This is a genomic window from Microbacterium sp. NPDC055988, from assembly GCF_042269505.1.
Taxonomy (GTDB): domain Bacteria; phylum Actinomycetota; class Actinomycetes; order Actinomycetales; family Microbacteriaceae; genus Microbacterium.
The window spans coordinates 1,217,268-1,240,703 of the sequence record NZ_JBHJXY010000001.1; the positions used below are offsets into that span (position 1 = coordinate 1,217,268).

22 protein-coding genes are annotated in these 23,436 nt (G+C 68.6%); 11 read left to right on the plus strand and 11 right to left on the minus strand.

What is annotated here, in order from left to right:
• Positions 1–48: 48 nt before the first annotated feature.
• Positions 49–1,107, plus strand: coding sequence for a LacI family DNA-binding transcriptional regulator (locus tag ACFC14_RS06050; protein ID WP_376101834.1), 1,059 nt, complete (start codon positions 49–51; stop codon positions 1,105–1,107).
• Positions 1,108–1,138: 31 nt separating this feature from the next.
• On the opposite strand, the gene ACFC14_RS06055 is transcribed toward ACFC14_RS06050, so the two are convergent.
• On the minus strand, positions 1,139–2,638 hold the full coding sequence (locus ACFC14_RS06055; RefSeq protein ID WP_376101836.1) for a hypothetical protein: 1,500 nt from the start codon (positions 2,636–2,638) through the stop codon (positions 1,139–1,141).
• A 118-nt stretch (positions 2,639–2,756) separates the two neighbouring features.
• Between ACFC14_RS06055 and ACFC14_RS06060 the strand changes: the two genes are divergently transcribed.
• The 6 genes from ACFC14_RS06060 to mnhG are packed head-to-tail and all read left to right on the plus strand — an operon-like array spanning position 2,757 to position 9,111.
• Positions 2,757–5,723, plus strand: coding sequence for a Na+/H+ antiporter subunit A (locus tag ACFC14_RS06060; RefSeq protein WP_376101838.1), 2,967 nt, complete (start codon positions 2,757–2,759; stop codon positions 5,721–5,723).
• On the plus strand, positions 5,723–6,322 hold the full coding sequence (locus ACFC14_RS06065; RefSeq protein ID WP_136042614.1) for a Na(+)/H(+) antiporter subunit C: 600 nt from the start codon (positions 5,723–5,725) through the stop codon (positions 6,320–6,322). Before ACFC14_RS06060 ends, ACFC14_RS06065 begins: the two co-directional genes overlap by 1 nt.
• Entirely contained in the window at positions 6,319–7,872 is a 1,554-nt protein-coding gene (locus ACFC14_RS06070; protein WP_376101840.1) for a Na+/H+ antiporter subunit D, read from the plus strand. The genes ACFC14_RS06065 and ACFC14_RS06070 overlap by 4 nt, the downstream gene beginning before the upstream one ends.
• Entirely contained in the window at positions 7,869–8,459 is a 591-nt protein-coding gene (locus ACFC14_RS06075; RefSeq protein ID WP_136042616.1) for a Na+/H+ antiporter subunit E, read from the plus strand. The genes ACFC14_RS06070 and ACFC14_RS06075 overlap by 4 nt, the downstream gene beginning before the upstream one ends.
• Positions 8,456–8,725, plus strand: coding sequence for a monovalent cation/H+ antiporter complex subunit F (locus ACFC14_RS06080; protein WP_136042617.1), 270 nt, complete (start codon positions 8,456–8,458; stop codon positions 8,723–8,725). Before ACFC14_RS06075 ends, ACFC14_RS06080 begins: the two co-directional genes overlap by 4 nt.
• Entirely contained in the window at positions 8,722–9,111 is a 390-nt protein-coding gene (gene mnhG / locus ACFC14_RS06085) for a monovalent cation/H(+) antiporter subunit G (RefSeq protein ID WP_136042618.1), read from the plus strand. Before ACFC14_RS06080 ends, mnhG begins: the two co-directional genes overlap by 4 nt.
• Positions 9,112–9,262: 151 nt before the next feature.
• Here the strand turns inward: mnhG and ACFC14_RS06090 are convergent, their stop codons facing one another.
• Positions 9,263–10,024 (minus strand): alpha/beta fold hydrolase, encoded by a 762-nt coding sequence (locus tag ACFC14_RS06090; protein ID WP_376101843.1) that lies wholly within the window; start codon positions 10,022–10,024, stop codon positions 9,263–9,265.
• Positions 10,025–10,081: 57 nt separating this feature from the next.
• Positions 10,082–12,739 (minus strand): penicillin acylase family protein, encoded by a 2,658-nt coding sequence (locus tag ACFC14_RS06095; RefSeq protein WP_376107116.1) that lies wholly within the window; start codon positions 12,737–12,739, stop codon positions 10,082–10,084.
• 343 nt (positions 12,740–13,082) lie between these two features.
• On the opposite strand from ACFC14_RS06095, the gene ACFC14_RS06100 reads away from it, so the two are divergent.
• The gene (locus tag ACFC14_RS06100; protein ID WP_376101845.1) at positions 13,083–13,757 is read left to right on the plus strand and encodes a GntR family transcriptional regulator; all 675 of its coding nucleotides are present in this window, start codon (positions 13,083–13,085) and stop codon (positions 13,755–13,757) included.
• A gap of 101 nt (positions 13,758–13,858) precedes the next feature.
• Here ACFC14_RS06100 and argG read toward each other — a convergent pair whose 3' ends face one another.
• From argG to ACFC14_RS06115, 3 genes are read right to left on the minus strand one after another with little or no spacing between them, the layout of a single operon-like run.
• On the minus strand, positions 13,859–15,304 hold the full coding sequence (gene argG, locus ACFC14_RS06105) for an argininosuccinate synthase (protein ID WP_136040488.1): 1,446 nt from the start codon (positions 15,302–15,304) through the stop codon (positions 13,859–13,861).
• 43 nt (positions 15,305–15,347) lie between these two features.
• Complete coding sequence (locus ACFC14_RS06110; RefSeq protein WP_376101847.1) at positions 15,348–15,857, minus strand: PIN domain-containing protein; 510 nt, start codon at positions 15,855–15,857, stop codon at positions 15,348–15,350.
• The gene (locus tag ACFC14_RS06115; RefSeq protein ID WP_376101849.1) at positions 15,748–15,981 is read right to left on the minus strand and encodes an AbrB/MazE/SpoVT family DNA-binding domain-containing protein; all 234 of its coding nucleotides are present in this window, start codon (positions 15,979–15,981) and stop codon (positions 15,748–15,750) included. The genes ACFC14_RS06110 and ACFC14_RS06115 overlap by 110 nt, the downstream gene beginning before the upstream one ends.
• A gap of 181 nt (positions 15,982–16,162) precedes the next feature.
• Between ACFC14_RS06115 and ACFC14_RS06120 the strand changes: the two genes are divergently transcribed.
• Positions 16,163–16,867, plus strand: a complete 705-nt coding sequence (locus ACFC14_RS06120) for a ZIP family metal transporter (RefSeq protein ID WP_376101851.1) — start codon at positions 16,163–16,165, stop codon at positions 16,865–16,867.
• A 31-nt stretch (positions 16,868–16,898) separates the two neighbouring features.
• Here ACFC14_RS06120 and ACFC14_RS06125 read toward each other — a convergent pair whose 3' ends face one another.
• The gene (locus ACFC14_RS06125; RefSeq protein ID WP_376101853.1) at positions 16,899–17,306 is read right to left on the minus strand and encodes a pyridoxamine 5'-phosphate oxidase family protein; all 408 of its coding nucleotides are present in this window, start codon (positions 17,304–17,306) and stop codon (positions 16,899–16,901) included.
• Between the two features lie 197 nt (positions 17,307–17,503).
• Here ACFC14_RS06125 and ACFC14_RS06130 point away from each other — a divergent pair, with 197 nt between their 5' ends.
• Positions 17,504–18,475: an alpha/beta hydrolase fold domain-containing protein gene (locus ACFC14_RS06130; protein ID WP_376101854.1), complete on the plus strand. Its 972-nt coding sequence runs from the start codon at positions 17,504–17,506 to the stop codon at positions 18,473–18,475.
• Between the two features lie 136 nt (positions 18,476–18,611).
• Positions 18,612–19,607, plus strand: coding sequence for a hypothetical protein (locus tag ACFC14_RS06135; protein ID WP_376101856.1), 996 nt, complete (start codon positions 18,612–18,614; stop codon positions 19,605–19,607).
• Between the two features lie 10 nt (positions 19,608–19,617).
• Here ACFC14_RS06135 and cls read toward each other — a convergent pair whose 3' ends face one another.
• The 4 genes from cls to ACFC14_RS06155 form a co-directional block, all read right to left on the minus strand.
• Positions 19,618–21,078: a cardiolipin synthase gene (gene cls, locus ACFC14_RS06140; protein ID WP_376101858.1), complete on the minus strand. Its 1,461-nt coding sequence runs from the start codon at positions 21,076–21,078 to the stop codon at positions 19,618–19,620.
• 110 nt (positions 21,079–21,188) lie between these two features.
• Entirely contained in the window at positions 21,189–22,289 is a 1,101-nt protein-coding gene (locus ACFC14_RS06145) for a hypothetical protein (RefSeq protein WP_376107119.1), read from the minus strand.
• Positions 22,289–23,077 carry a hypothetical protein gene (locus ACFC14_RS06150; protein WP_376101860.1) on the minus strand — a complete coding sequence of 263 codons (789 nt, stop codon included), beginning with the start codon at positions 23,075–23,077 and terminating at the stop codon, positions 22,289–22,291. Before ACFC14_RS06150 ends, ACFC14_RS06145 begins: the two co-directional genes overlap by 1 nt.
• A 163-nt stretch (positions 23,078–23,240) precedes the next feature.
• Positions 23,241–23,436: RICIN domain-containing protein (locus ACFC14_RS06155; RefSeq protein ID WP_376101862.1), on the minus strand; the 196-nt coding region annotated here is incomplete at its 5' end.

The window sequence follows — 23,436 nt, forward strand, 5'->3', positions numbered from 1 at the left end:
ATCGAATCGATTCGACCCCGGGGAGCGGAAGCGAGCTATCCTCGAAGCATGAGCAGTCAGGAGACGCCGCGTCGGCCCACGATCGCCGACGTCGCACGCGAGGCGGGTGTGGCGACGTCCACCGCCTCGGTCGTCTTCAGCGGAAAGGCGAAAGTGGCCCCCGCGACCCGCGAGCGCGTGCTCGCCGCGGCCGCCGACCTCGGCTACGCCGGACCGGACCCCCGCGCCGCGTCGCTGCGACGCGGACGCAGCGGCATCGTCGCCGTCGTGTTGGAAGGGCACCTGCGCGCGGCCTTCCTCGACCCCGTGACGACGGCCATGATGGACGGCCTCACCGACGGCCTCGCCGAACTCAGTGCCGGCATCCTGCTGATGCGCGACGAACCGGGGGAGGGCTCGGCGATCGCCGACGCCCCCGTCGACGCCGTCGTGCTGATCGGCTGTTCCGGACGCACCCGGGCATCTCTCGAAGTGGTCGTCGGCCGCGGACTCCCGGTCGTCGTGATCGAGGGCGACGCCGGCGAGGCGATCCCCCGCATCACGCTCGACAACGCGGCGGCCTCGGCCGACATCGCGAAGCACGTGCGCGGCCTCGGCCACCGCGACATCGCGCTGGTCACCTTGCCACTCGACAGCGACCGGGAACGTGCGGCGGTCACCCCGGAGCGCCTCGCGAACGCGACCGTCGACGTCACGGTCCACCGGCTGGCCGGCACCCGGGAGGTGTTCCCCGACGCCCCCGCGATCTCGGCATCCGGGAGCCTCATCGACGAAGGAGTGCTGGTCGGACGCATGCTGCTCGCCGACCCTGACACCCGGCCGACGGCGGTGCTCGCGCAGAGCGACCTGCTGGCCGTCGGCGTCATCCGTGCGGCCGAGGAGCTGGGACTCCGCGTCCCGGAAGACCTCTCGGTCGCGGGTTTCGACGGCATCGCACTGGACGGTCTCGGCGACCTCACCCTCACGACGAGTGTGCAGCCGGCTGTCGAGAAGGGACGCGCGGCGGGAGAACAGGTCGCCCGCATGCTCCGCGGGGACCCGGGGATCACACAGCATCTCACCTGCCGGTTCCGCGCCGGCAGCACGACCGGCCCTGCGCCGCGCTGAGCGGCGTCCTCCGACGCGTCGGCAGCCGCGGTCAGTTGCGCTGCGGTCCGAGCGGTAGCACCGTATCGCCCAGATCGAGGATGCGGTAGCGGCCGCAGTCGATCACCTCGTCGGGGATGCCCGGTACGGGCAGGTTCCACGGGACGGTCTGAGCATCCTCCACGAGGAAAGTCACCTCGCCGACGTCGAAATCGTGACGGTTCGCCAGCCAGGCGTAGCCGCGCAGCTCATGATCGACCTGCACGAGCTGGGCGGGGTCGTCGAGGTGCAGCTTCGGCAGGCGGACGGTCCAGAACTGGCCGGCTCCGGTGCGCCCGGAGGCGTTCACCCAGTCGGTGACGCAGGTGAGGTCGGGGTCGCCGCCCTCGGCGGCCGCAGCGAGTCGGGGGATGCTCAGGATGCCGCCGATCGCGAGCAGCACCGCGACGACGGTGGCGAGCACCGATCGGACGCGGAGCGGCACCCGCACCACCCGCGGCACCGCGACGAGAGCGAGGACGGGAGCGAACACGAGCGGCTGCAGGTAGCGGGCCGCGTGCGTGCCGAGTGCGATCGCGCCGATCACCACGAGCACCGGCATGAGCCAGGCGAGCGCGGCGACCAACCGTGAACCCTCGTCCGAGGCGCGTGCCGTGCGGACCACTGCGAGCACGAGAAGGGCGAGCACGATCAGGCAGCCGAGCACCCCCGGTGGGGTCGACAGGCGGGCGGAGACGAGCTCGGAGTAGTAGCCGAGCGACTCGGCCCACCGCTCGGGCTGCGCGTAGCCGGCGCCGGTGTTCGCGATCCATGCCTGAAGTGGAATACGTCCGACGAAGCCGAGCGCTGTGCCGGTCAGGAGCACAGCGAGCAGCAGTGTCAACCGGAACCGTCGCTGTGATCGGATGGCCAGGAGGGCGAGCAGCACCGTGATCGGCACCGTCGCCCAGGCCGCGAAGAGCGGATTCGACAGTGTCGAGACCGCCGCGGTCACGCCGAGAGCCGCAGAGAGACCGACGCTCATCGACTCGCGATCGAGCATTCGACGCACCAGCCCGACGGAGAGCACGACGGCGACCACCGACGCCGAATAGTAGGTGGTCGTGAGCTGCAGGGAGGCGAGCTCGAGAGCATCGCGGGACGCCGAGAGCTCGGTCACGGCGATGACGCAGAACGCGGCGAGTCCGACGAGGGCCCATGCCACAGGTGCGCGGCCCTCTGTGCGTCGACCAGCCACGAGCCGAAGGGCACCGTACAGGGCGATCACGTTGATCACGGCGTTCACCGCGAGCAGCGCGTTCACGTCCAGCGGGAAGATCGCGTCGAGCGCGGCGAACACCGTGGATTCGGGGAGGAAGAGCACGCTCGACATCGCCCAGTCCATCGGTTCGCCGGAGAGCACGGAGCGCGCGAACATGCCCACGATCAGGGAATCCCCGTCGCGGAACAGCAGCTCCGACCGTGCCGATGATGCGACCTGTGCGGCGGCGATCAGTGCGAGCCCCAGGGCGCCGGACCACCCGGCCAGCTCCCGCACCCACACCCGCCGCATGCGACCACTCTCGCACGATCGTGCAACCGCGCGCCGAGCGGACTCTTCGCCCGGGTAAACTGACAGAGACACCCCCCGCCTGGCCGCAAGGCCGACGACCCCCGAGGGAGCCGCGTATATGCTGATGCTCCTCGCCGTGTTCCTGCTCGGGTCGCTGTTGATGCCCGTTCTGGTGCGCTGGCTCGGAGCTCAGGCCTTCGCCATCGCCGCCCTCGTCCCGGCTGCAGCGTTCGTGCATGCGCTGGTCATGACGCCGCAGGTGCTCGACGGTCCGGTCCCGTTCGAGTCGGTCGAGTGGATCCCGCAGCTCGGGCTGAACCTCTCCATGAACATGGACGTGCTCGGGTGGGTGCTCACGCTGATCGTCACGGGTGTCGGCGCCCTCGTGCTCCTCTACTGCCGGTGGTACTTCTACGAGGACTCGGCCGGCGTGGGCCAGTTCGCCGGGGTGCTGCTCGGCTTCGCGGGGGCGATGTACGGCCTCGTGCTCACCGACGACCTCGTCATGCTGGTCATGTTCTGGGAGGTGACGAGCATCCTCTCGTACCTCCTCATCGGTCACTACCGCCGCCGTGCGGCCAGCCGCCGTGCGGCACTGCAGGCCCTGCTCGTGACCACGCTCGGTGGACTCGTGATGTTCGTCGGTGTCGTGATCCTCGTGGTCGACACCGGAACGTCCAGCATCCGGGAGATCCTCGAGATCGCACCGACCGGTCCTGCGGTGGATGCCGCGATCGTCATGCTCCTGATCGGCGCGATCAGCAAGTCGGCCCTGTTCCCCTTCCACTTCTGGCTTCCCGGCGCGATGGCGGCGCCCACTCCGGTGAGCGCGTATCTGCACGCCGCGGCGATGGTGAAGGCCGGCATCTATCTGATCGCGCGATTCGCTCCGATCTTCGCCTTCAGCGCTCCCTGGCGCCCGATCGTGATCAGTCTCGGCATCCTGACGATGCTGATCGGCGGCATCCAGGCGCTGCGCGAGACCGACCTCAAGCGCATCCTCGCGTTCGGCACGGTCAGCCAGCTCGGCTTCTTCGCGATCGTCGTCGGCTACGGCACGCAGGCTGCGGCGCTGGCCGGACTCGCGCTCGTGATCGGGCACGCCCTGTTCAAGTCGGCGCTGTTCCTGATCGTCGGCGTCATCGACCGCCAGCTGTCGACGCGTGACATCACCGAACTCTCCGGTGTCGGGCGGCAGGCGCCGGTCATGGCGACGGCGGCATTCATCTCGGTGGCGTCGATGGCCGGTATCGCTCCGACCATCGGCTTCGTCGCCAAGGAGTCCACCCTCACGGCTCTGCTCGACGACGCCCAGGGGGGTTCCCCGTGGGGTCTGGTGGCCCTGATCGGCGTAGCGCTCGGTTCTATGCTCACCGCGGCATATGGGGCGCGCTTCCTCTGGGGAGCCTTCTGGAAGAAGCGCGACGACCAGGGCCGGCTGCCCGACACCGCCTGGCCGGATCCGCCGGTCGGATTCCTGTCCGCGCCGATCATCCTCGCCGGCGTCACTCTCGCTGCGGGCATCGGCGCTCCCGCACTCGACACGGCTCTGCAGGGATACGCCCTCACCGCGACCCCCGGGCTCGACCACGCGGGCGAAGCCGTCGAGGGACCGGGGCATCTCGCGCTGTGGCACGGCCTCGAGCCGGCCCTGGGCATCTCGATCCTGTCGATCCTGCTCGGCATCGGGCTGTTCCTGCTCACCCGCAGAACGGGCTGGGATCGCCGACCTCGCGTCCTGCCCTTCACAGCCGCCGACGCCTACTACCTGGTGATGCGCGGCATCGACCGTCTCTCCGTCCTCAGCACGACACTCACGCAGCGGGGCTCGCTCCCGGTATACGTCGGCACCATCTTCGTGGTCTTCGTCGCTGCCGAGGTCACGGCGCTCATCGCCAGCGACATCGACCGGTACAACCTGTCCGCCTGGCACACGCCGGCACAGATCGTGGTCGCCCCGATCATGGCGATCGCCGGGGTGTTCGCGGTGCGGGCCCAGAAGCGCTACACGGGCGTCGTGCTCGTCTCGGTCACGGGGCTCGGGATGGTCGTCTTGTTCGCGACGAGCGGCGCACCCGACCTGGCGCTCACGCAGATCCTCGTCGAGACGGTCACGATGGTCACGTTCGCGCTGGTGCTCCGCCGCCTGCCCGCGCGGATGGGCGAGCACAACGCCTCGGTGGGGCGGGTCCCCCGGGCGCTCCTCGCGATCGGCGTCGGCGTGACCATGGCCTTCGTCGCGGTGGTCGCCACGCAGTCCCGCATCGCCGATCCGATCTCGGAGGTCTTCCCGCAGATCGCATACGAGATCGGTCACGGCAAGAACGTCGTGAACGTGGCCCTCGTCGACCTGCGCGGCTGGGACACGATGGGCGAGCTGTCGGTGCTCGTGCTCGCCGCGACCGGCGTGGCCTCGCTGGTGTTCGTCACGCACCGGGCCGACCTGCTCGCCGCCACCAAGAACCTGCCGAAGGCGACGCGCAAGGCCGCACGCAGCAGGCCGCTCGTCGAGACGACCGAGGGCATCCGGTTCCAGAACTCCGAGAACGAGAGCAGCCCGCGGGCGTGGCTCGTCGGCGGCCAGAAGATGAAGCCCGAGAACAGGTCGATCCTGCTCGAGGTCATCGTCCGCATCCTCTTCCACACGATCATCGTGGTGTCGATCTTCCTGCTGTTCTCGGGACACAACCTCCCGGGCGGCGGCTTCGCGGGCGGACTCGTCGCGGGCATGGCCCTGGTCATGCGCTACATCGCCGGAGGTCGCTGGGAGCTCGGCGCCGCCGCCCCGACGGATGCCGGCCGACTTCTCGGCACCGGCCTCATCCTCGCCGTCGGCACGGTCGTGGTCCCGCTCTTCTTCGGACTCGCGCCGCTGACCAGCACGTTCTGGGAGTGGGAGATCCCCGGCATCGGGCACATGGAGTTCGTCACCTCGACCATCTTCGACGTGGGCGTGTACCTCGTCGTGATCGGGCTCGTCCTCGACGTGCTGCGCAGTCTCGGGGCCGAAGTCGACCGGCAGGCGGCGCTCCGTTCGACGCCCGGCCCCGAAGGCTTCCTCTCGCGCGGAAGGGAGAGCAGCTGATGGATGTCTCGCTCACCCTCATCGTCATCATGGCCATCCTCTTCGCGTGCGGCGTGTACGCGATGCTGGAACGCAGTCTCACCCGCGTGCTGATCGGATTCCTGCTGCTCGGCAACGCCACGAACCTGCTGCTGCTGATCGTGATGGGCGTTCCGGGCAATGCGCCGTTCTTCGGCACCGAGGGCGAGATGAGCGACCCGCTCCCGCAGGCGCTCACCCTGACCGCCATCGTGATCACGTTCGCGGTCTCGGCCTTCCTCCTCGCCCTGATCTACCGCTCCTGGCAGCTCGGCCAGGCCGACACGGTCGAGGACGACGAGGCCGACATCGCGCTCCGCGAGCGCACCGACGCCGACGAAGACCTCATGGACGACGAGTCCGAGACCGACGAGGACGAGGCGACCACCGACTTCGTCGGTGTGCAGACCGCACCGATCACGGTGCTGCACATGCGCGACCACCCCGCCATCCACGACGATGCGCCGTTCGATGCGCCCACCGGCTGGGGAGACGAACACTCTTCGGGCCCCGCCGAGAGTGATTCGAGCACCCCCGACGAACCCCACGACCACGACGAGAACGAGGAGGGCCGCCCATGACCTCTCTCGTTCCGCTCCTCGTGGCTCTGCCGCTCCTCGGAGCCGCCATCACGCTCGTGTTCGGCCGGAACGCGCGCCTCCAGGTCGTCGTCACGGTGGCGACTCTCGCCGCCGTCTCGGTGATCGCCGCCGTCCTCCTGGTGGTCGTCGACTCCGGAGACCCGCTCGCGGTCTCGGTCGGCGGGTGGCCGGTGCCGTTCGGCATCGTGCTCTACGTCGACCGGCTCGCGGCGCTCCTGGTGCTCGTCTCGAGCATCGTGCTGCTCGCCGTGCTCCTCTTCTCGATCGGCCAGGGAGCCGCGGACGGAACCGACGAGACCCCGATCTCGATCTTCAACCCCTCGTACCTGATCCTCGCGGCCGGCATCTTCAACGCGTTCATCGCGGGCGACCTGTTCAACCTCTACGTCGGCTTCGAGATCCTGCTCGTCGCCTCGTATGTGCTCATCACCCTCGGCAGCACCGAGTCGCGCATCCGCACCGGCGCCGTCTACATCGTGGTCTCGCTGGTGTCGTCGATCCTGTTCCTGGCCTCGATCGCGATGATCTACGGCGCACTCGGCACGGTCAACATGGCCCAGATCGCCGAGCGCATGTCGGAGCTGCCGCAGGAGACGCAGCTCGTGCTGCATCTGATGCTCGTGGTGGCGTTCGGCATCAAGGCGGCCATCTTCCCGGTGTCGTTCTGGCTGCCCGACTCGTATCCGACCGCCCCCGCGCCGGTCACCGCGGTGTTCGCGGGCCTGCTGACCAAGGTCGGTGTCTACGCGCTGATCCGCACCGAGACGCAGCTCTTCGCCTCGAACAGCATCGACACCCTGCTGCTGATCATCGCGCTCGCGACCATGATCGTCGGTGTGCTGGGCGCGGTCGCGCAGGCCGAGCTCAAACGAATCCTGTCGTTCACGCTCGTCAGCCATGTCGGGTACATGATCTTCGGCCTCGCGATAGCGACCCCGGCCGCGATCGGCGCGACCGTGTACTACATCGTCCACCACATCGTCGTGCAGACGACCTTGTTCCTCGCGGTGGGGCTCGTGGAACGACGAGCCGGCAGCACTTCGATCCTGCGGGTCAAGGGACTGCTCAAGGTCGCACCGGTGATCGCCGTGCTCTACTTCGTGCCCGCGATCAACCTGGGTGGGCTCCCGCCCTTCTCCGGATTCATCGGCAAGTTCGCGCTGTTCGAAGCGGCAGCATCCGTCGGCACCCCGATCATGATCGTGCTGATCTTCGGCGGCATCGTCACCTCGCTGCTGACGCTGTACGCCCTCATGCGCGCCTGGAACCTCGCCTTCTGGCGCGAGGAGGAGGACTCCAGCGAGACCGAGGGGCGCATCTCGTACCTCGGCAACGCGCCGGCCGCCGACGAGCAGCAGGAGCGTCGTCGTATCCCGAAGATCATGACGGTCGCGACGGCGGGCATGGTCGCGGTCACCGTCTCGCTCACGATCTTCGCCGGGCCTCTGTACGCGCTCTGCGACCGCATCGGCGCCGCACTGCTGCAGCCGGTCAGCCTCGTGCAGCTGCAAGAGGAGGTGGGCGGATGAGACGACAGACCAAACGCCACCTCTGGCGCGACATCCGGGTGCAGCTGCCCTTCCTGGCCTGGCTCGTCGTGCTGTGGATGCTGCTGTGGGCGCAGTTCACCGTGCTGTCGTTCCTCACCGGACTCGTCGTCGCGATCTTCGTGACCCGCGTCTTCCGGCTGCCGACCGTCGAGCTCTCCGGCCGGATCAACATCGGCTACGCCGCGCTGTTCGTCGTGCAATTCCTGTTCGCGGTGCTCAGCGGAGCCATATCGGTGACCGTGCAGGTGTTCGACTTCCGACGCCAGCCGGGAACGGCGATCATCGCGGTGCCGCTGCGCTACGCGGACGACCTGGTCATGACGCACGTCGCCGTGGTCTCGTCGCTCATCCCCGGCTCGCTGGTGGTCGAGACCGATCGCGACAGACGCATCCTGTACCTGCACGTGATCGGGGTCAGGAACCTCGACGACGTCGAGAAGCAGCGCGCCGGAGTTCTGCGTTGGGAGCGACGGGTCGTGCGGGCTCTCGGCGACCCCGCGCAGTACCGTGCGCTCAAGGCCGACCAGCGCGCCGGCCTGACCGGATCGACGGGAGGCGCCCGATGAACATCCTGCTGCTGCTGATCATGGTGGTCTTCGGCATCGCCGCCATCCTCACCCTGATCCGCATCGTCCGTGGGCCGTCGATCCTCGACCGCGCCGTCGCCTCCGACGTGCTCCTCACCGAGGTCATGTGCGTGCTCGGGGCGGAGATGGCCATCAATGGGCATACCCGGAACATTCCCGTGCTCCTCATCATCGCCGCGATCGGGGTGTTCGGTTCGATATCCGTCGCCCGGTTCGTCGCGAGAAGGGACAACACGACCTCATGAACATCCTCGGTTTCATGATCCCCGATCCGGTCATCGACGTGGCCGTGCTGGTGCTCATCCTGCTCGGCGCGCTGCTGTGCCTGTCGGCCGCGGTCGGGCTGCTGCACTTCCGCGACGTGCCGTCCCGTCTGCACGCGGCGACCAAGCCGCAGGTGCTCGGCCTGCTGCTGATCTGCATCGCGATCGCCCTGTCGCAGCGGTCGATCGGCGGCATCCTGCTGGGGTTCGTGCTCGTCGCCCCCGTCGTGCTGATGCAGTTCGCTACCGCCCCGCTGTCGGCGCACATGGTCGGGCGGCAGGCTTACCGCAACGGCACCATCGAACAGCGCGGTCTCGTCGTGGATGAGCTCGCCGAATCGAAGCAGACTCCTCCCGCCGCCGGCTGAGCTACCCGCCGAGTTTGCATCAGGACCCGCGCGGGATCAGGCAATCGCGCGGGATCAGGCAGTTCGGCGCAGAAACAGCCTGAATCGGAGCGGTTGCCTGTTCTCGCGTGAACACCTGCCGCGACAAGCCCGCGCGAGCACGGACCGAGCGTCAGAGCCGGGCGGCGAATTCGTGGATCAGGCGGGCCGCGGGCTCGGAGTCGCTGATGAGCGTGCCGTGGCCGTGGTCGGGGATGACCTCGAGCTTGGCCCCGGGGATCGCGTCGAGGATCTCCTGGCACCAGCTCATCGGGGCGAGCGGGTCGTCCTCACCGCGCAGTACCAGCACCGGGCACTCGATGCGGACGAAGGCGTCCTCGGGCTCGTGCACGACGGTGGCGCGGATCTTGCGGATCAGGTGCGGGCCCCCACGGAGGTACTCCCGCGCGCCGCGCCAGATCACCAGCGGCCGCTCGCCGACCAGGTCGGTCAAGAGGTAGCGGGCCTGAGACGCGATGTTGCGCGCCGCCTTGTTCACGGTGGGTCCTGCCAGCACGACCCCTTCCACCAGCGAGGGATGCCGAGCTGCGAGTTCCGCCGCGATCTGGCTGCCCATCGAATGGCCGATCACGACCACCGGGCCCGAGTCCACGTGTTTCAGGTATGCCGCGACGAGGTCGGCGTGGCGTTCCATGGTGAACGTGCGCTCCGGCTCGGGTGCCTCGCCGAAACCGGGAAGGTCCAACGCGATCACCCGGCCGTCGAGCCGCTGCACGACGTCGAGGTAGACGCTCCGCCCCATGCCGATGCCGTGCAGGAGGAGGTAGGTGTGCGGGCCTTCGCCGAACGTCTCGGCGATCAGTGTGGCGCCGGAGTGCTCGAACTCGAGGAGCGTGACGGTGGTGCCCTTCGGGGCGAGGTAGCTGGATGGCACCCACCCACGGTATCGGAGCAACCTGCGCCGCCCTTTCAGGACGGCGCAGCGCACGGGTCAGCCGGCCGGCGACAGGATCAGCGTGTCCACCGTCGAGCCGTCCACCGCCTTCGCGGAATATGCCCACGGCTTCTGAACCCCGACCGCCCAGTCGGCGGTCTGGTCGGTGTAGTGCTCGTGGAAGGCATGACCCGATGCGCCGGTGAGGTGGTTCCACGTGGAGGCGTCGAAGTCGGACAGATCGATCACCATCCGCATCGATGGCACCGTCGTGGTGGCGTACGAGACGCCGAGCTCCCACCCGGTCGCGTTCACCACCGATGCTCCGCCGCCCACCGGGTACGGTCCGCGGTTGAAGAGAGCCTCGATGGGGGCGATCCCCGAGGTGCCGAGCGTGTCGCTGGTGAGGGTGATCGCGTGCAGGTCGCCCCAGCTCCACCGCGCGGGGACGTCGCCCTGCAGGGACACGAGTTCGTCGTAGGCCTCTTCGGCGGACAAGGCCAGCATGGCGTCCATGCCGTCGACGTCGATCTTCGGGTTGCTCCAGAGTGGATCGGACGGGTCGTCGAGCATGTCGGCGACGACGGTGAACAGGCGCGCCTGCCCGTCGATGGGCAGGGGCTGCTCGCGCTCGCCGAAGATGTTCTGCACCAGGTTCGACCAGACCACGTTCGCGTAGGCGGCCGCGGGCGAGGAGGCCGTGTTCTGGGCGTCCCAGGGGAGGAGGAGGTCCACGGCCTCCCGCACGTCCGCGCGGCTGACGTCCACGTCGGCCATGGCGGTCGCCAGCTTCGTGCCGATCCACATCTCGTCGTCCATCTGGATGTCGCGCATGTCCTGTGCCGTCAGCGGAGCGGCAGCCGCGCGTCGTTCGATCAGGTGGGCGATGCGCGCGGCGCGGTAGCCGTAGTCCCAGTCGCGGGAGAGGAAGTAGGCGTAGTCGTCGGTCACGATCGCGTTGTTCGCGGTGACGATGTACCCCGAGCTCGGGTTGTACGAGACGGGCAGTTCTTCGAACGGGATGTAGCCCGTCCAGTCGTAGCTGCTGTCCCATCCCGGCTGCGGCATCCATCCGTCGCCGGCACCGCGGATCGGGAGGCGCCCGGGTGTCTGGTATCCGATGTTCCCCTCGGTGTCGGCGTAGATGAGGTTCTGCGCCGGAACGTCGAAGAGGGAGGCGGCGTAGCGGAAGTCGTCGAAGTCCTGGGCGGTGGAGAGGGCGAAGATCGCGGTCGCGGTCGTGCCGGGGTCGAGCGCGGTCCAGCGCAGGCTGACGGCGTACTCGGCGTCATCCCCCGCGGGCGGAGTGGCGGGCGCCTCGGTTCCTTCCGCGAGCGCCGACTCTGGGTCGTCGGCGATCGCGGTGAAGTCGTCGGTGAGCCCCGAGATGATCGGTCCGTGCACGGTCGACCGGATTGTCAGCTCGATGTCGTCGCCGCCTGCGACCTTGATCGTCTCGGTGCTCTGATCGAGCGGGACCAGTGCCCCGTCGCGCCAGTACTCGTCGCCGACCACCCGCTCGACGTAGAGGTCTGTGACGTCGGTCGTGAGGTTCGTGAACCCCCACGCGACGTGCTGGTTGTGGCCGATCACGATGCCGGGGAGACCGGAGAAGGAGAATCCGCCGACATCGAACGGGCAGGCATCGTCGACCGTCGAGCACTTCAGCTGCACCTGGTACCAGACCGACGGCAGTGAGGCGCCGAGGTGCGGGTCGTTCGCGAGCAGCGGCATGCCCGTCTCGGTGAGGTCGCCGGAGACGACCCAGGAGTTCGACCCGATCCCCTCGCCGACGTCCCCGACCAGTTCGCTCGCGGCTTCGATGACGCTCGAAGTCTCCTTCCACTCGATCGTGGTGGTCGCCTGCTGGATCTCGTCGTCCGATTCGGTCGGGGTGTACGCGGCCGGTTCGGCGCCGGTGTCGAGTGCGGGTACCGTCGAGATCTTCGGGACGATCACCGGATTCTCGTCGAACGGGTACTCGGGGTAGAGCTTCGCGAGCATCTCCCCGGTGTCGACCACCTCGCCCGCGTCGTCCGCACCGGCGTCCAGCTCGGCGGCCAGGAGGGAGCGTTCGGTCTCATCCTCGATGTTGCCGCGCAGATCCCAGGCCATGGCCTTGAGCCAGGCGACCGAATCGGCAGGCTCCCACTGCTCGGGCGTGTAGTCCGGGTTCTGGATGCCGAGAACGGCATATTCGAGCGAGAGCTCCGCGCCGGATCGTGTGGCGAGGTACGCGTTGACCCCGTCGGCGTAGGCCTCGTAGTAGCCGCGAGTGGTGTCGTCCATCGCCTCGACCTCAGCTTCGGCGACGGCGCGCCAGCCGAGTGTGCGCAGGAACGCATCGGTCGCCGCCTGGGAGTCCCCGAACATCTCGGCGACGCGCCCCGCGGTGACGTGCCGGCGGAAGTCCATCTCGAAGAACCGGTCTTGGGCGTGTACGAAGCCCTCCGCATAGAACAGGTCGTCGGTTGAGTCCGCGGTGATCGTCGGGATGCCGCGGTCGTCGCGCTGCACCGTGACCTCGGCTTTCAGACCGTCGAGCTCGATGGCACCCGAGGTCTGCGGGAACGACCGCTGGATCGTCCAGGTCACGAAGAACGCGGCCGCGACGGCGATCACGATGATCCCGGCCACCGCGAGGAACGCGATACGTCCGATGCGAACGCCCACTGAGGGGCGAGAAGGTACGGCGGACTCCTGCGAATCGGTCATCATCGTCGAGAACTCTTTCGGGTAGACAGGTGGAACTCAGTCCCACCGAGCCCCAGTGCGCGTACCAGGGTCGCGCCCTCGCATCATATCGGCCGGAGCGCTCGCCGCGGGGGCTCCACGACGATCGCTCGGACGTGCCCGATGAGGCTGGACTGCAGGAACTGCACAGACCGAGGGGCCGTTCGGTTCCCATTCAGGTGAATGTGTTATGTTACCCGTTGCGCTACGCGCGAATAGGGGACGATGCGGAGGCTCGGCGCGAGAGTGTCGGGGCTGCCGGTATCGGCCGCATCGAGTGGTGGGGGAACCACGGTGGTCGAAGGAGGGTGTGATTTTGTTGGGCATGGATGGTGCGCTGGAACGGCGTTCGGTGAGTGAAGACGTCTATCACCGGCTGCGGGATGCGATCGTCAGCGGCGAGCTGCGGCCGGGCGAACGGATTCGCGATTACGAGCTCGCGGCGGATCTCGGGACATCGAAGACGCCCGTGCGGCACGCGCTGGCACGGCTCGCCGAAGGGGGACTCGTCGAGATGCAGCGCAACCGCTACACGCGGGTGGCGCCTCTCGACCTCGACCAGATCCGAGACGCGATCGCGCTCTTCGGCGACATCTGGATCGGCTCGGTACGCCATGCGATGCCGCTGATCCAGGCCGACGACGTCACGTATCTCGTCGACCTCACCGAAGACATGTCCGCCGCGGTCCTGAACCAGGATGTCCTCGAGTTCGGGGGAGCGCTGCGCGCCATCACGATCGGTTTCGCGCGCATCGAGGGCAACTCCACGCGCGTGAGCGTCATCGAGTTCCTCGGGCCGCAGATCCGCCGCTTCTCGCAGCACGCACGTGGCTCGTTCGACTGGGCGGCCGTCGAAGAATCCACCATCGCCATCCGCGAAGCCGTTCGCCAGCGCGACGCCGGCGCCACTCGCGCCGCCATCGTGACGCTCTTCGACTCGGTGCTGCCGAGCATCATCGACCGCACCGAGGAGCTCGACCGCGCCGACGAGCGGCGCTGATCGAGTCGATCACAGCGAGGTCTGCCGCCGCGTCGGCAACCCTCCGGCCCCGCGCGCGGCCATACGCCGTCGCGCGCGGCGCGTGCGACGGACGAGCGACGTCAGTCGGTGCCGGAATCGAACGCCGCGCCCTCGGACACGGTGTCGACCGCATCCGCCAGGCTCTCGTCGGCTTCGGAGATGGAGCCGTGGACCGACTCGGTGATCTCGGCGGACTCGCCCGCTGTCACGCGACCGACCAGCTCCCCGGTCGCGCCGCCCACGAGGCCGAGCCCCGCGTACTGCTCGAGGCGGGCACGGGAGTCGGCGATGTCGAGGTTGCGCATGGTCAACTGACCGATGCGGTCGACCGGACCGAAGGCGGCGTCGCCGACGCGCTCCATCGACAGCTTCTCGGGGCCGTACGACAGGTTCGGCGAGACCGTGTCGAGGATGGTCCAGTCGTCGCCGCGGCGCAGACGGATCGTCACGGTGCCCGAGATCGTCAAGCCGACCCAGCGCTGGATCGACTCGCGCAGCATGAGCGACTGGGGCTCGAGCCAGCGGCCCTCGTACATCAGGCGTCCGAGGCGGCGACCCTGCTCGTGGTAGGTCGCGAGGGTGTCTTCGTTCAGGATGCCGTTGACCAGGCGCTCGTAGGCGATGAACAGCAGCGACATGGCCGGAGCCTCGTAGATGCCGCGCGACTTCGCCTCGATGATGCGGTTCTCGATCTGGTCGCTCATGCCGAGGCCGTGGCGTCCGCCGATCGTGTTCGCCTCCATGACGAGGGCCACCGGGTCGCTGTACTCCACGCCGTTGATCGCCACGGGGCGGCCGCCCTCGAACGTGACGGAGACGTCTTCGGTCTCGATCGCGACCGACGGGTCCCAGAACTTCACGCCCATGATCGGGTCGACGGTCTCGAGCGAGACATCGAGGTGCTCGAGGGTCTTCGCCTCGTGCGTCGCGCCCCAGATGTTCGCGTCGGTCGAGTAGGCCTTCTCAGCGGAGTCGCGGTAAGGGAAGTCGCGGGCGACGAGCCAGTCGCTCATCTCCTTGCGGCCGCCGAGCTCGGTGACGAAGTCGGCGTCGAGCCACGGCTTGTAGATGCGCAGACGTGGGTTGGCGAGCAGACCGTAGCGGTAGAACCGCTCGATGTCGTTGCCCTTGTATGTGGAGCCGTCGCCCCAGATGTCGACGCCGTCTTCCTTCATGGCACGCACCAGGAGCGTGCCGGTGACCGCGCGGCCGAGGGGCGTGGTGTTGAAGTACGTCTTGCCGCCGGAGCGGATGTGGAAGGCGCCGCAGGAGAGGGCGACCAGGCCCTCTTCGACCAGCGCGGTCTTGCAGTCGATCAGGCGCGAGGCTTCGGCGCCGTACTCCAGCGCGCGGCCCGGGATCGACGCGATGTCGTCTTCGTCGTACTGTCCGAGGTCGCCGGTGTAGGTGAAGGGCACCGCGCCCTTCTCGCGCATCCACGCGACGGCGACGGAGGTGTCGAGTCCTCCGGAGAAGGCGATGCCGACGCGCTCGCCGACGGGCAGGGACTGGAGGACCTTGGACATGCTTTCCAGTCTATCCGCGACCGGCGTGTCGCCCCGTGCCGCGTCAGATGACGGAGACAGCCACCCCGAGGGCCGCGTATGTCACCATGGCGCGGCGGTCGCAACTGAGGAGCTTTACACCAGCTGTGCGAGCGCAGAGCGCGACCAATCCGTCGTACACCGCTCCGCCGGAGACCCCGGCGTCGGCGAGAACGTCGACGGCCGTCCGCGCAGTCTCTTCTGGGAGGGAGACCGACCGGGGGAACGCAGTCCGGATCGCGCGAGCCGCGGCGGGAGGAGTCAGACGATTCGGGCCGGGGAGGCGCGTGAGAACGGAGTAGGTCTCAGTCGAAGCGTGGCCTGCGAGTCCGAGGACTGCGCCGGCGCAGGCGGTCTGGACAGCGAGGTGCGCGGTGTTGTCTTCGACGAGGAGAGCGACCGCCGCGCTCGTGTCGAGAAGAAGGTCAGCGCTGGTCGGCAAGGCGCAGCTCGCGGATGTCTTCAGGCGTGAGCGTGGTGCCGGACGACGCGATGACGAGGCGCCCATCCTTCTCGATGAGGTTGTCCGGTGCATCGATCTCGATCCGGATGCCGTTGCCGTCGAGGATGAGATCGACGGGCCCCGGAACCAGCCCCACGCGCTCACGGAGCGGCGCGGGGATGACGATCCGTCCTGCCTTGTCCATGGTTGCCTTCATGCCATCAGAATACCATCGAGCAGGCATCGCCTCACCTCGCTCCCGTGCTGCATATCGGGCTTGGTGCAGGAGTTCGCCCGCACCGGGAGAAGGAAGGCGTCTCCGTTTTCGCCGATGCCGGCGTGCGTCGAGCCGGGAGACGTCGGACAAGGTGGGAGAGTAGGCCCCACGGAGGTGCGATATGGGTGCAGCAGTGCTGTGGGGGGTGGTCGCGGCGGCGCCGCTGTTCATCGGCGCGGTGCTCGCCCTGCTCCGGAAGTGGCCGCCGCGGTGGCTCGGCATCGTCCTCGGGTTCGGCGCCGGCGCCCTCATGGCCTCGATCGCGTTCGAGCTCTGGGAGGAGGGGCTCGACCTCGCCGGCCCCGTCCCGCTGGTGATCGGCGTCGCCGCCGGCGCCATCAGTTACTACATCGCCGACCGCATCCTCGATGCCCGCGCGGCGAAGACGAAGTCGCAGGCGGGTGGGGGCCAGCTCGCCGTCGGCGCCCTGCTCGACGGCATCCCCGAGCAGCTCGTGCTCGGCATCGGTCTGGCATCAGGCGAGCCGGTGAGCATCGCGCTGGTGGTGGCCATCCTTGTGTCGAACCTGCCCGAGTCGATCGGGTCGGCCGCCGACCTGCTCGAGGGAGGCATGGCCAAGTCCCGGGTTCTACTGCTCTGGGCAGGAGTGGCCGTGATCTGTGCAGCGGCCACGGTCGCGGGATTCGCGCTGGCGAGTGTGACGGGTGACGCCTTCCGATCCGCGTCGAGCGGGTTCGCGGCGGGAGCGCTGCTGGTGATGCTCGTCGACTCGATGATCCCCGAGGCCCAGTCCAAGGCGAAGGAATCGACGGGGCTCGCCACCGTGCTGGGCTTCGCGCTCGCCGCAGGGCTGGCCCTGGCGTGAGAGCGCGCGACGGCAGACCCGCCGCCGCGCCTCAGATCTTCCCGCGCGTCGAGTCCCGGCGCACGCTGCGACCGGAGATGCTCTCGATGTGCAGGACCAGAGGAAGACTCCGATCCTCACCCGCCCAGGGGTGGACGCGCGCGGCGACGGCGGCGGCATCGCCTTCCGGCGCGCGGGAGAGGCTGCCGTGCAGGAGCACGCTCCACGCCGTGCTCCCGAGCGGATCGTGGTAATCCACCTCGAACGAGACGTCGACCGTCGCGCGCGTCAGCTCGGCCAGCGGGCCATCGGGCGACGTTCGCAGAAACAGATCGCCTGCGGAGACGGCGAAGTTCACGGGATGGATCAGCACACGTCCGTCGTGGACGAAGCCGATGCGTCCTATCGTGGTCGTGCTCAACAGGTCATAGGACTGCTGTTCATCGAGTTCTCGGATCATGCGCGTTCCTTCCCTCTGGCGCCAGTGTAGTCAGCGCTGCGGAAGCCTTCGAGCGAAGCGCTCCGTCGATCGCGACCCCGCCACCCGGCGGACGGGAAGCGCCGGATACGCCTCGACTGGCGGGTTATCCTCGGGGACGACGTGCACGAGGCTGGCCCGACGCCGCCGCTTCGGCGGCCGAGGACAAAGGAGTTCTGATGACTGATACGACCCTGGCACGCCCGCCCTTCGACCCCGAACTCGAAGCCGCGCTCGCCCTCGTCGGCGACCAGCTGCCGTCCACTCTCACGCCGGAGATGATCCCGCTCCTGCGCCAGTCGCCGGTCGGTGGCGAGGACGAGATCTTCGCCGCGCTCGCCGAGCGCGGGTTCACCTACCACGACGTGACGATCCCCGGGCACGGGGGCGACGAGATCGTCGTCTCCGTGATCGAGAAGGAAGGACGGACGGGCACCGGCCCCGGGTTCTTCCACACCCACGGCGGCGGCATGATCATCGGCAATCGCTGGCTCGGGGTCGTCGGCTTCCTCGATTGGGCTGAGCGCTTCAACGGTGTGATCGTCACGGTCGAATACCGGCTCGCTCCCGAGTTCCCCGATCCGTACCCGGTGGAGGACTGCTATTCCGCGCTGCTGTGGGCGGCCGAGAATGCGGGGGAGCTCGGCATCGACCTGTCGCGACTGATGATCGGCGGCGGCAGCGCGGGCGGCGGTCTGGCTGCCGGCACCGCGCTGCTGGCCCGCGACCGGAGGGGCCCGGAACTGATCGGGCAACTGCTCATCTACCCGATGCTCGACGACCGCGACGAGTCGGTCTCGACCCGACAGATCGACGGCATCGGCGTCTGGGACCGCGGATCGAACGTCACCGGGTGGACGGCGCTCCTGGGCGACCGAACGGGCACCGACGACGTGTCGATCTATGCCGCCCCGGCCCGCGCCACCGACCTCAGCGGTCTGCCGCCCGCGTTCATCGACTGCGGCAGCGCCGAGGTGTTCCGAGACGAGGACGTCGCCTACGCCACGAAGCTCTGGGAGGCCGGGGTCCAGGCCGAGCTGCACGTCTGGGCCGGCGGCTTCCACGGCTTCGACATGTTCGCCCCGCACGCTGCCGTCGCGCAGGCCATGCTCGCTGCGCGCGACAACTGGGTGAACCGCCTGCTCTCCTGAGCCCCAACCTCCCTACGCGGCTTCCTCCCGTCGCACTTTCTGTCGGTTTCAGGGTCTCAGAACGACGGAAAGTGCGACGGGAACCCGGAGGGCAGGACCCCGTAGGGTGGAATCCCCGCGCGCGATGGAGCCCGACATGCAAGATCTGCTGGGGCGGCTCACCGCCCTCGACCCGGATGCCAGCGAGACGCTCAAGGTCGTCACCTATTTCGACGCCCTCGTCGCCCGATCGGTCGGCGTGGAGAGCATGCTGCGCGGTGCCGCGGTGCTCAGTGGCGCGACTGTCGGGCAGCGCGATGGCCGACAGATAGTACGTGTGCGTGCCGATGGGGTGCGCATCGATCCGGTCGAGCCCTCGCATGCCTGGCCGGTGCGGGAGAGCGGACCGGGAGCGATCGCGTGGATCGAGCGTGACGGCGCTGCGCACACCAACGACGCGATGATCCTGGAACGTCTCAGCCTCGCCCTCGGCATCATCCGGGCTCGTCGCTCGGTCGGCCCGGAGAGCGCGGTCGAGCTCGCGATCAGTTCATATGCGGGAGCCGACGAGCGGGCTGCTGCGCTGCCTCGGCTCCGGCTCGGCGCGAGTGCGCTGCGGCTGGTCGCCTCGCCGCCCGATCCCGCGCCCCTGCCGCAGCATCCGTCGGCTGTGGTCGCCACCCGGCACGGCCTCACCCGGGCGACCATCCTGGATGCCGAGACGGAGGCCGTGAGCGCCTGGGCCGACGGCGAAGGGCTGCGACTCGGCCTCGGAACCGCGGGACCGGGGGAACAGCTTCCCCGGTCGTGGTCCTCCGCACTCGTGGCGGTCCGACTGACCAGCCCTGCCGAACCGGTCGTCGACGCCGCCGACCTCGGCGCCCTTCTGCTCGTCGCGGAGGCCGCCGAGCAGGGATCGCTCCATCCGGATGCCGCTGCGCTCGCCGCCCTCGACGACCGCGGTCGCGAGCTGCTCGATGCCGTCGCCGAGGAGCAGAGCGTACGTGCCGCCGCCATGCGCCTCGGTCGGCATCACTCGAGCGTGCAGGAGCGCTTGACGGCGCTCGTCGATGGCCTCGGCTATGACCCGCGCACACCTCGAGGGCACGCACGGTATGTGCTCGCCCGGATGCTGCTGACGCTCGGGTCCTGAACAGGTCGCCTCAGTTCAGCGCCGACGTCAGGCGGAAGACCCCGTCGAGGAACGTCGACTTCGCGGGCTCGCGCAACCACTCTTCGAGGGTCAATTCACGCCCCGCCGCGCGGTACTTCTGCTCGACCGCGCGCATCTGAGCCACGAAGGACTCGCCGCGCACCATCAGCGACATCTCCGAGTTCAGGCTGAACGAGCGGATGTCCATGTTGCTCGAGCCGATCACGGCGACGTCGTCGTCGATCGAGAAGTGCTTCGCGTGCAGGATGTACGGCGCCGGGTAGAGGAAGATGCGCACTCCCGCCCGCAGCAGCGTCTCGTAGTACGAGCGCTGAGCGTGATAGACCATCCCCTGGTCGCCGAGTTCCGAGACGAACAGCTGCACGTCGAGTCCGCGCTGGCACGCCGTGGTGATGGCGTAGATCATGGCTTCGTCGGGTACGAAGTACGGGCTGGTGAGGATGACCTTCTCGGTGGCGCCGTGGATGAGGGAGAGAAACATCCGCAGATTGTTCTCGGTGCCGTACGCCGGACCGCTCGGCACCATCTGGCAGTGCAGGTCCGCGCCCGCGGGCTTCGGCACGGCGGATGCCGGGACCCGTTCGACGGTCGACAGATCCTCTCCGGTCTCGATCAGCCAGTCGGAGAGGAACACGGCGTCGACTTGGGCGACGACCGGGCCCTCGACGCGTGCGATCAGCTCCTGCCACATCAGCCCGCGCTTGATGTTCTTCTCGGCGTTGTAGTCGCGCGAGATGAGGTTCTGGGAGCCGACGAAGCCGACCCTCCCGTCGACGACGACGAGTTTGCGGTGGTTGCGCAGATCGGGGCGCTGGTACTGCCCCTTGAACGGCCGCACCGGCAGCATCCACGACCAGATGACACCGATCCGGTCCAGCTCGGCGAAGGTCTCCTCGGACTTCGGGATCTTGCGTGACGCGATGTAATCCGCCAGCAATCGCACGGTGACTCCGCGTGCGACTGCCCTCTCCATCGCCGTGAAGAACCCGTGGGTGGTGGCGTCTCGTGCGGCGATGTAGAACTCGACGTGGACGTATCGCTCGGCCGTGTCGATCGCGGCGGCCATCGCGTCGATGGATCCCTGATAGTCGTCGATCAGTTCAGCCGACGAATCCCCGACCACCGGCAGTCCCGTGAGCGCATGATTCTGCTGAGCCACGCGTTGGAGCCAGCGCGGGGCCCCCGCGTCCGGATGGTCGACGGCTTCCGCGGCGATCATCTCGGTGACGCGCTGCTGCTCTTCCCGGCGCTTCCTGGGCAACCGGAAGTTGCCGATCAGCAGGTAGAGACCTATGCCGACGAAAGGCACCAGGAACACCAGCAGCAGCCATGCCATCGCCGCGGTGGGCTTGCGGCCGCGAGGGATGTAGATGAGTGCGACCACATTGATGGCGAGGGCCGCGAGGGCCAGGATCGTCCAGATCAGGTTCGCGGAGACAAGCGCGTCCATGCATCCTCCTTCGAGGTGATGCCTGAGTGTGACACGCGGCGCAGGGGTGCGGGTGCGACACTCATCCTGTGCGGGTGGGGCGCTCGTGGCGGGGCGGATGCCGCGCCCGATCACTCGAAGCCCGGGTACTCCTGGAGCTTCTTCTCGAACTCGGCTCGGTCGGCCTCGCCGAGCACACCGCTGGCGATCACGACGAGCTGCAGACCCTCGAGCGGTTCGCCGGTACGGGCGCTCTGCGCTTCGCGTGCGGCGAGGAAGCCGCCGTCCCGGTCGTTCGACAGGTCGTAGATGTTGGCGTAGAACCGCATCGGATCGGGGTAGTTCTCGGTGTAGTACTCCCACGTGTGCTGCGTGCGGGGATCGTCGCTGCCGTAGAGCTTGGCGATCATCGACGGGTCGATGCCCGACCCCGTGGGGTCGTTGAAGGAGTACAGGTTCCACAGCCCGTGCTGCACGACCACCTCGTCGATCGCGGCCATCACCTCCTGCTTGCGTGCGTATCCCTGCACGGGCTGATCGGTCGCCCATGCCGCCGAGGTGTACTCCACGAGCATCGACTCGCCGCCGTAGCCGTTGCGCTCGGGGCGCAGATCCTCGTCACCCACGGGGACCCACGTGTATCCGAACTCCTGCGTGAGCCGAGTGCGGATGTCGGCGAAGAGCTCCTCGGACTGCGCCCGCACCTCCTCGAGGGATTGCTGCGACAGGGTCTCCTGCGGATCGGTGCCCTTGATCCCGGGGTACGCCTCGGCGTGCTTCTGATCGGCGGTCTTGGCGCCCTGATAGCTGCCGGCGGCCGAGGTCTGCAGGGCGCTCATGCCGCCGACCGTGGCGACGTTGAACAGGACGGTGACGATCAAGGCGATCGCCCCCAGCTTGCGCGCCTGCGGCGAGAACAGTGCGGCGACGACCACGGCGACGACCACGAGCTGCGCGGTGAGCATCGTGACGCCATAGAGGAGGTCGGTGCCGCCGGCGATCAACGTGCCGAGCAGGGTCAGCGCGAAGAGGACGGCGACGGCGAGCGCGATCCAGCCGAGGGCGCTCGCGGAGGGCTTGGGTTCCTCTGTGAACGGCATCGGGGCGACGGCGGGCGCCGGAGCGGGTGTGAACGCTTCGCGTCGCGCACCGCGATAGCCGCCGGGCGGAGGGACGGGAGGAGCGCCCTCGGTGCCGGCCAGGTAGCGGGCCCGCTGCTGCTCGGGATCCATCACCACGGCTTGTCCGTTCCCGTGCCGCCCGGATCGTCGCCCTGCTGCTGATCCCGCTCCTGCGTGCCCTGCTCGAGCTTGCCCTCGAGCTCGTCCAGCTTGCCCTCGGAGGGCTGTTCGTCTTCGCCGGGCTGCTGCTCGGGTTCCTGCGGCTCCTGCTGCTGCTCCTGCTGCTTCTGCTTGAGGCGATCCTCGGTGCCGTCGAGGGTGTCCGACATGTCGCGCTGCGGGTCGGAGGACTGCTGCTGCGCCTCGTCGCTGTGGCATTCCTCCGGAGTCTCGACGGTGATGGTCAGCGCCTCGCCGTAGAACTCGGCCGCGGCGGCACCGTCGCCGTCGGCACGCGCGGCGTCGCCCATACGCTCGACGACGAGTGCGAGGTTGATGCGCACTCCGCACACCTCGAGTCCGGTCGCGAGGTCGAGTGCCTCTTCGAGCTCGGTCCTGGCCTCGGGAAGCTGCTCGGCCGCGCCGAGGGCGGTCCCGATGTTGAACGGCGCCTTGTACGGCTCGAACCAGTTGAGGAAGTCCTGTCCGCGCGCTGATGCTTCGGATCCGGCGAAGTCGTCGACCACGTAGGCGGTGATCGCCTGGTGTGCGAACGCGTACATGCTCAGCAGCTTTCCCACGAAGAGCAGGGCGGCGAGGGTGAGCGGGATGGTCCCGATCGCGACCCAGCGGCGGATGCTGCGGCGACGACGGTTCGACCGGAGCAGCGCGGCTGCACGTTCCGCCTGATCCGAGGGGCCGGACGAGCGCGTGACGGGGTGTGTGCGAAGCTCGGTCACGCCCACCCCCTCACCGGTCGTCGACCGCGCGGTGGGAGACGAGTGATCCTCGGAATGGGCGCGGACGAGGCGCTGAACATCCTATCCGCGGATGCTTTCGGCTTCATCCCAGAAGGGGCGGGGTGGGAAGACCCCGCCCCGCCCCTTCTCTTGACGCGTTCGACTAGGCCGCGGGGCGCAGTTCGAACTTCAGGTAGTCGGCTCCGGAGGTCACGCCGCAGTTCCACTGGCCGTAGCTCGCTCCGTCGGCGATGTTGCCGTCGCGGAGGGTGAGGCATTTGCCGGAGTGGCTGGCGACGAGCTGGCTGTAGCCGTTGCCCACGTCGTTTCGGCTCCAGAGGAAGTTCGGGCTGTCGGAG

Excerpts from the sequence above, each read along its gene's own strand:
- ACFC14_RS06050 (WP_376101834.1), top strand. The coding sequence starts at position 49 with ATGAGCAGTCAGGAGACGCCGCGTCGGCCCACGATCGCCGACGTCGCA.
- ACFC14_RS06055 (WP_376101836.1), bottom strand. The coding sequence starts at position 2,638 with ATGCGGCGGGTGTGGGTGCGGGAGCTGGCCGGGTGGTCCGGCGCCCTG.
- ACFC14_RS06060 (WP_376101838.1), top strand. The coding sequence starts at position 2,757 with ATGCTGATGCTCCTCGCCGTGTTCCTGCTCGGGTCGCTGTTGATGCCC.
- ACFC14_RS06065 (WP_136042614.1), top strand. The coding sequence starts at position 5,723 with ATGGATGTCTCGCTCACCCTCATCGTCATCATGGCCATCCTCTTCGCG.
- ACFC14_RS06070 (WP_376101840.1), top strand. The coding sequence starts at position 6,319 with ATGACCTCTCTCGTTCCGCTCCTCGTGGCTCTGCCGCTCCTCGGAGCC.
- ACFC14_RS06075 (WP_136042616.1), top strand. The coding sequence starts at position 7,869 with ATGAGACGACAGACCAAACGCCACCTCTGGCGCGACATCCGGGTGCAG.
- ACFC14_RS06080 (WP_136042617.1), top strand. The coding sequence starts at position 8,456 with ATGAACATCCTGCTGCTGCTGATCATGGTGGTCTTCGGCATCGCCGCC.
- mnhG (WP_136042618.1), top strand. The coding sequence starts at position 8,722 with ATGAACATCCTCGGTTTCATGATCCCCGATCCGGTCATCGACGTGGCC.
- ACFC14_RS06095 (WP_376107116.1), bottom strand. The coding sequence starts at position 12,739 with ATGACCGATTCGCAGGAGTCCGCCGTACCTTCTCGCCCCTCAGTGGGC.
- ACFC14_RS06100 (WP_376101845.1), top strand. The coding sequence starts at position 13,083 with ATGGATGGTGCGCTGGAACGGCGTTCGGTGAGTGAAGACGTCTATCAC.
- argG (WP_136040488.1), bottom strand. The coding sequence starts at position 15,304 with ATGTCCAAGGTCCTCCAGTCCCTGCCCGTCGGCGAGCGCGTCGGCATC.
- ACFC14_RS06110 (WP_376101847.1), bottom strand. The coding sequence starts at position 15,857 with ATGCACCGGACAACCTCATCGAGAAGGATGGGCGCCTCGTCATCGCGT.
- ACFC14_RS06115 (WP_376101849.1), bottom strand. The coding sequence starts at position 15,981 with ATGAAGGCAACCATGGACAAGGCAGGACGGATCGTCATCCCCGCGCCG.
- ACFC14_RS06120 (WP_376101851.1), top strand. The coding sequence starts at position 16,163 with ATGGGTGCAGCAGTGCTGTGGGGGGTGGTCGCGGCGGCGCCGCTGTTC.
- ACFC14_RS06125 (WP_376101853.1), bottom strand. The coding sequence starts at position 17,306 with ATGATCCGAGAACTCGATGAACAGCAGTCCTATGACCTGTTGAGCACG.
- ACFC14_RS06130 (WP_376101854.1), top strand. The coding sequence starts at position 17,504 with ATGACTGATACGACCCTGGCACGCCCGCCCTTCGACCCCGAACTCGAA.
- ACFC14_RS06135 (WP_376101856.1), top strand. The coding sequence starts at position 18,612 with ATGCAAGATCTGCTGGGGCGGCTCACCGCCCTCGACCCGGATGCCAGC.
- cls (WP_376101858.1), bottom strand. The coding sequence starts at position 21,078 with ATGGACGCGCTTGTCTCCGCGAACCTGATCTGGACGATCCTGGCCCTC.
- ACFC14_RS06145 (WP_376107119.1), bottom strand. The coding sequence starts at position 22,289 with ATGGATCCCGAGCAGCAGCGGGCCCGCTACCTGGCCGGCACCGAGGGC.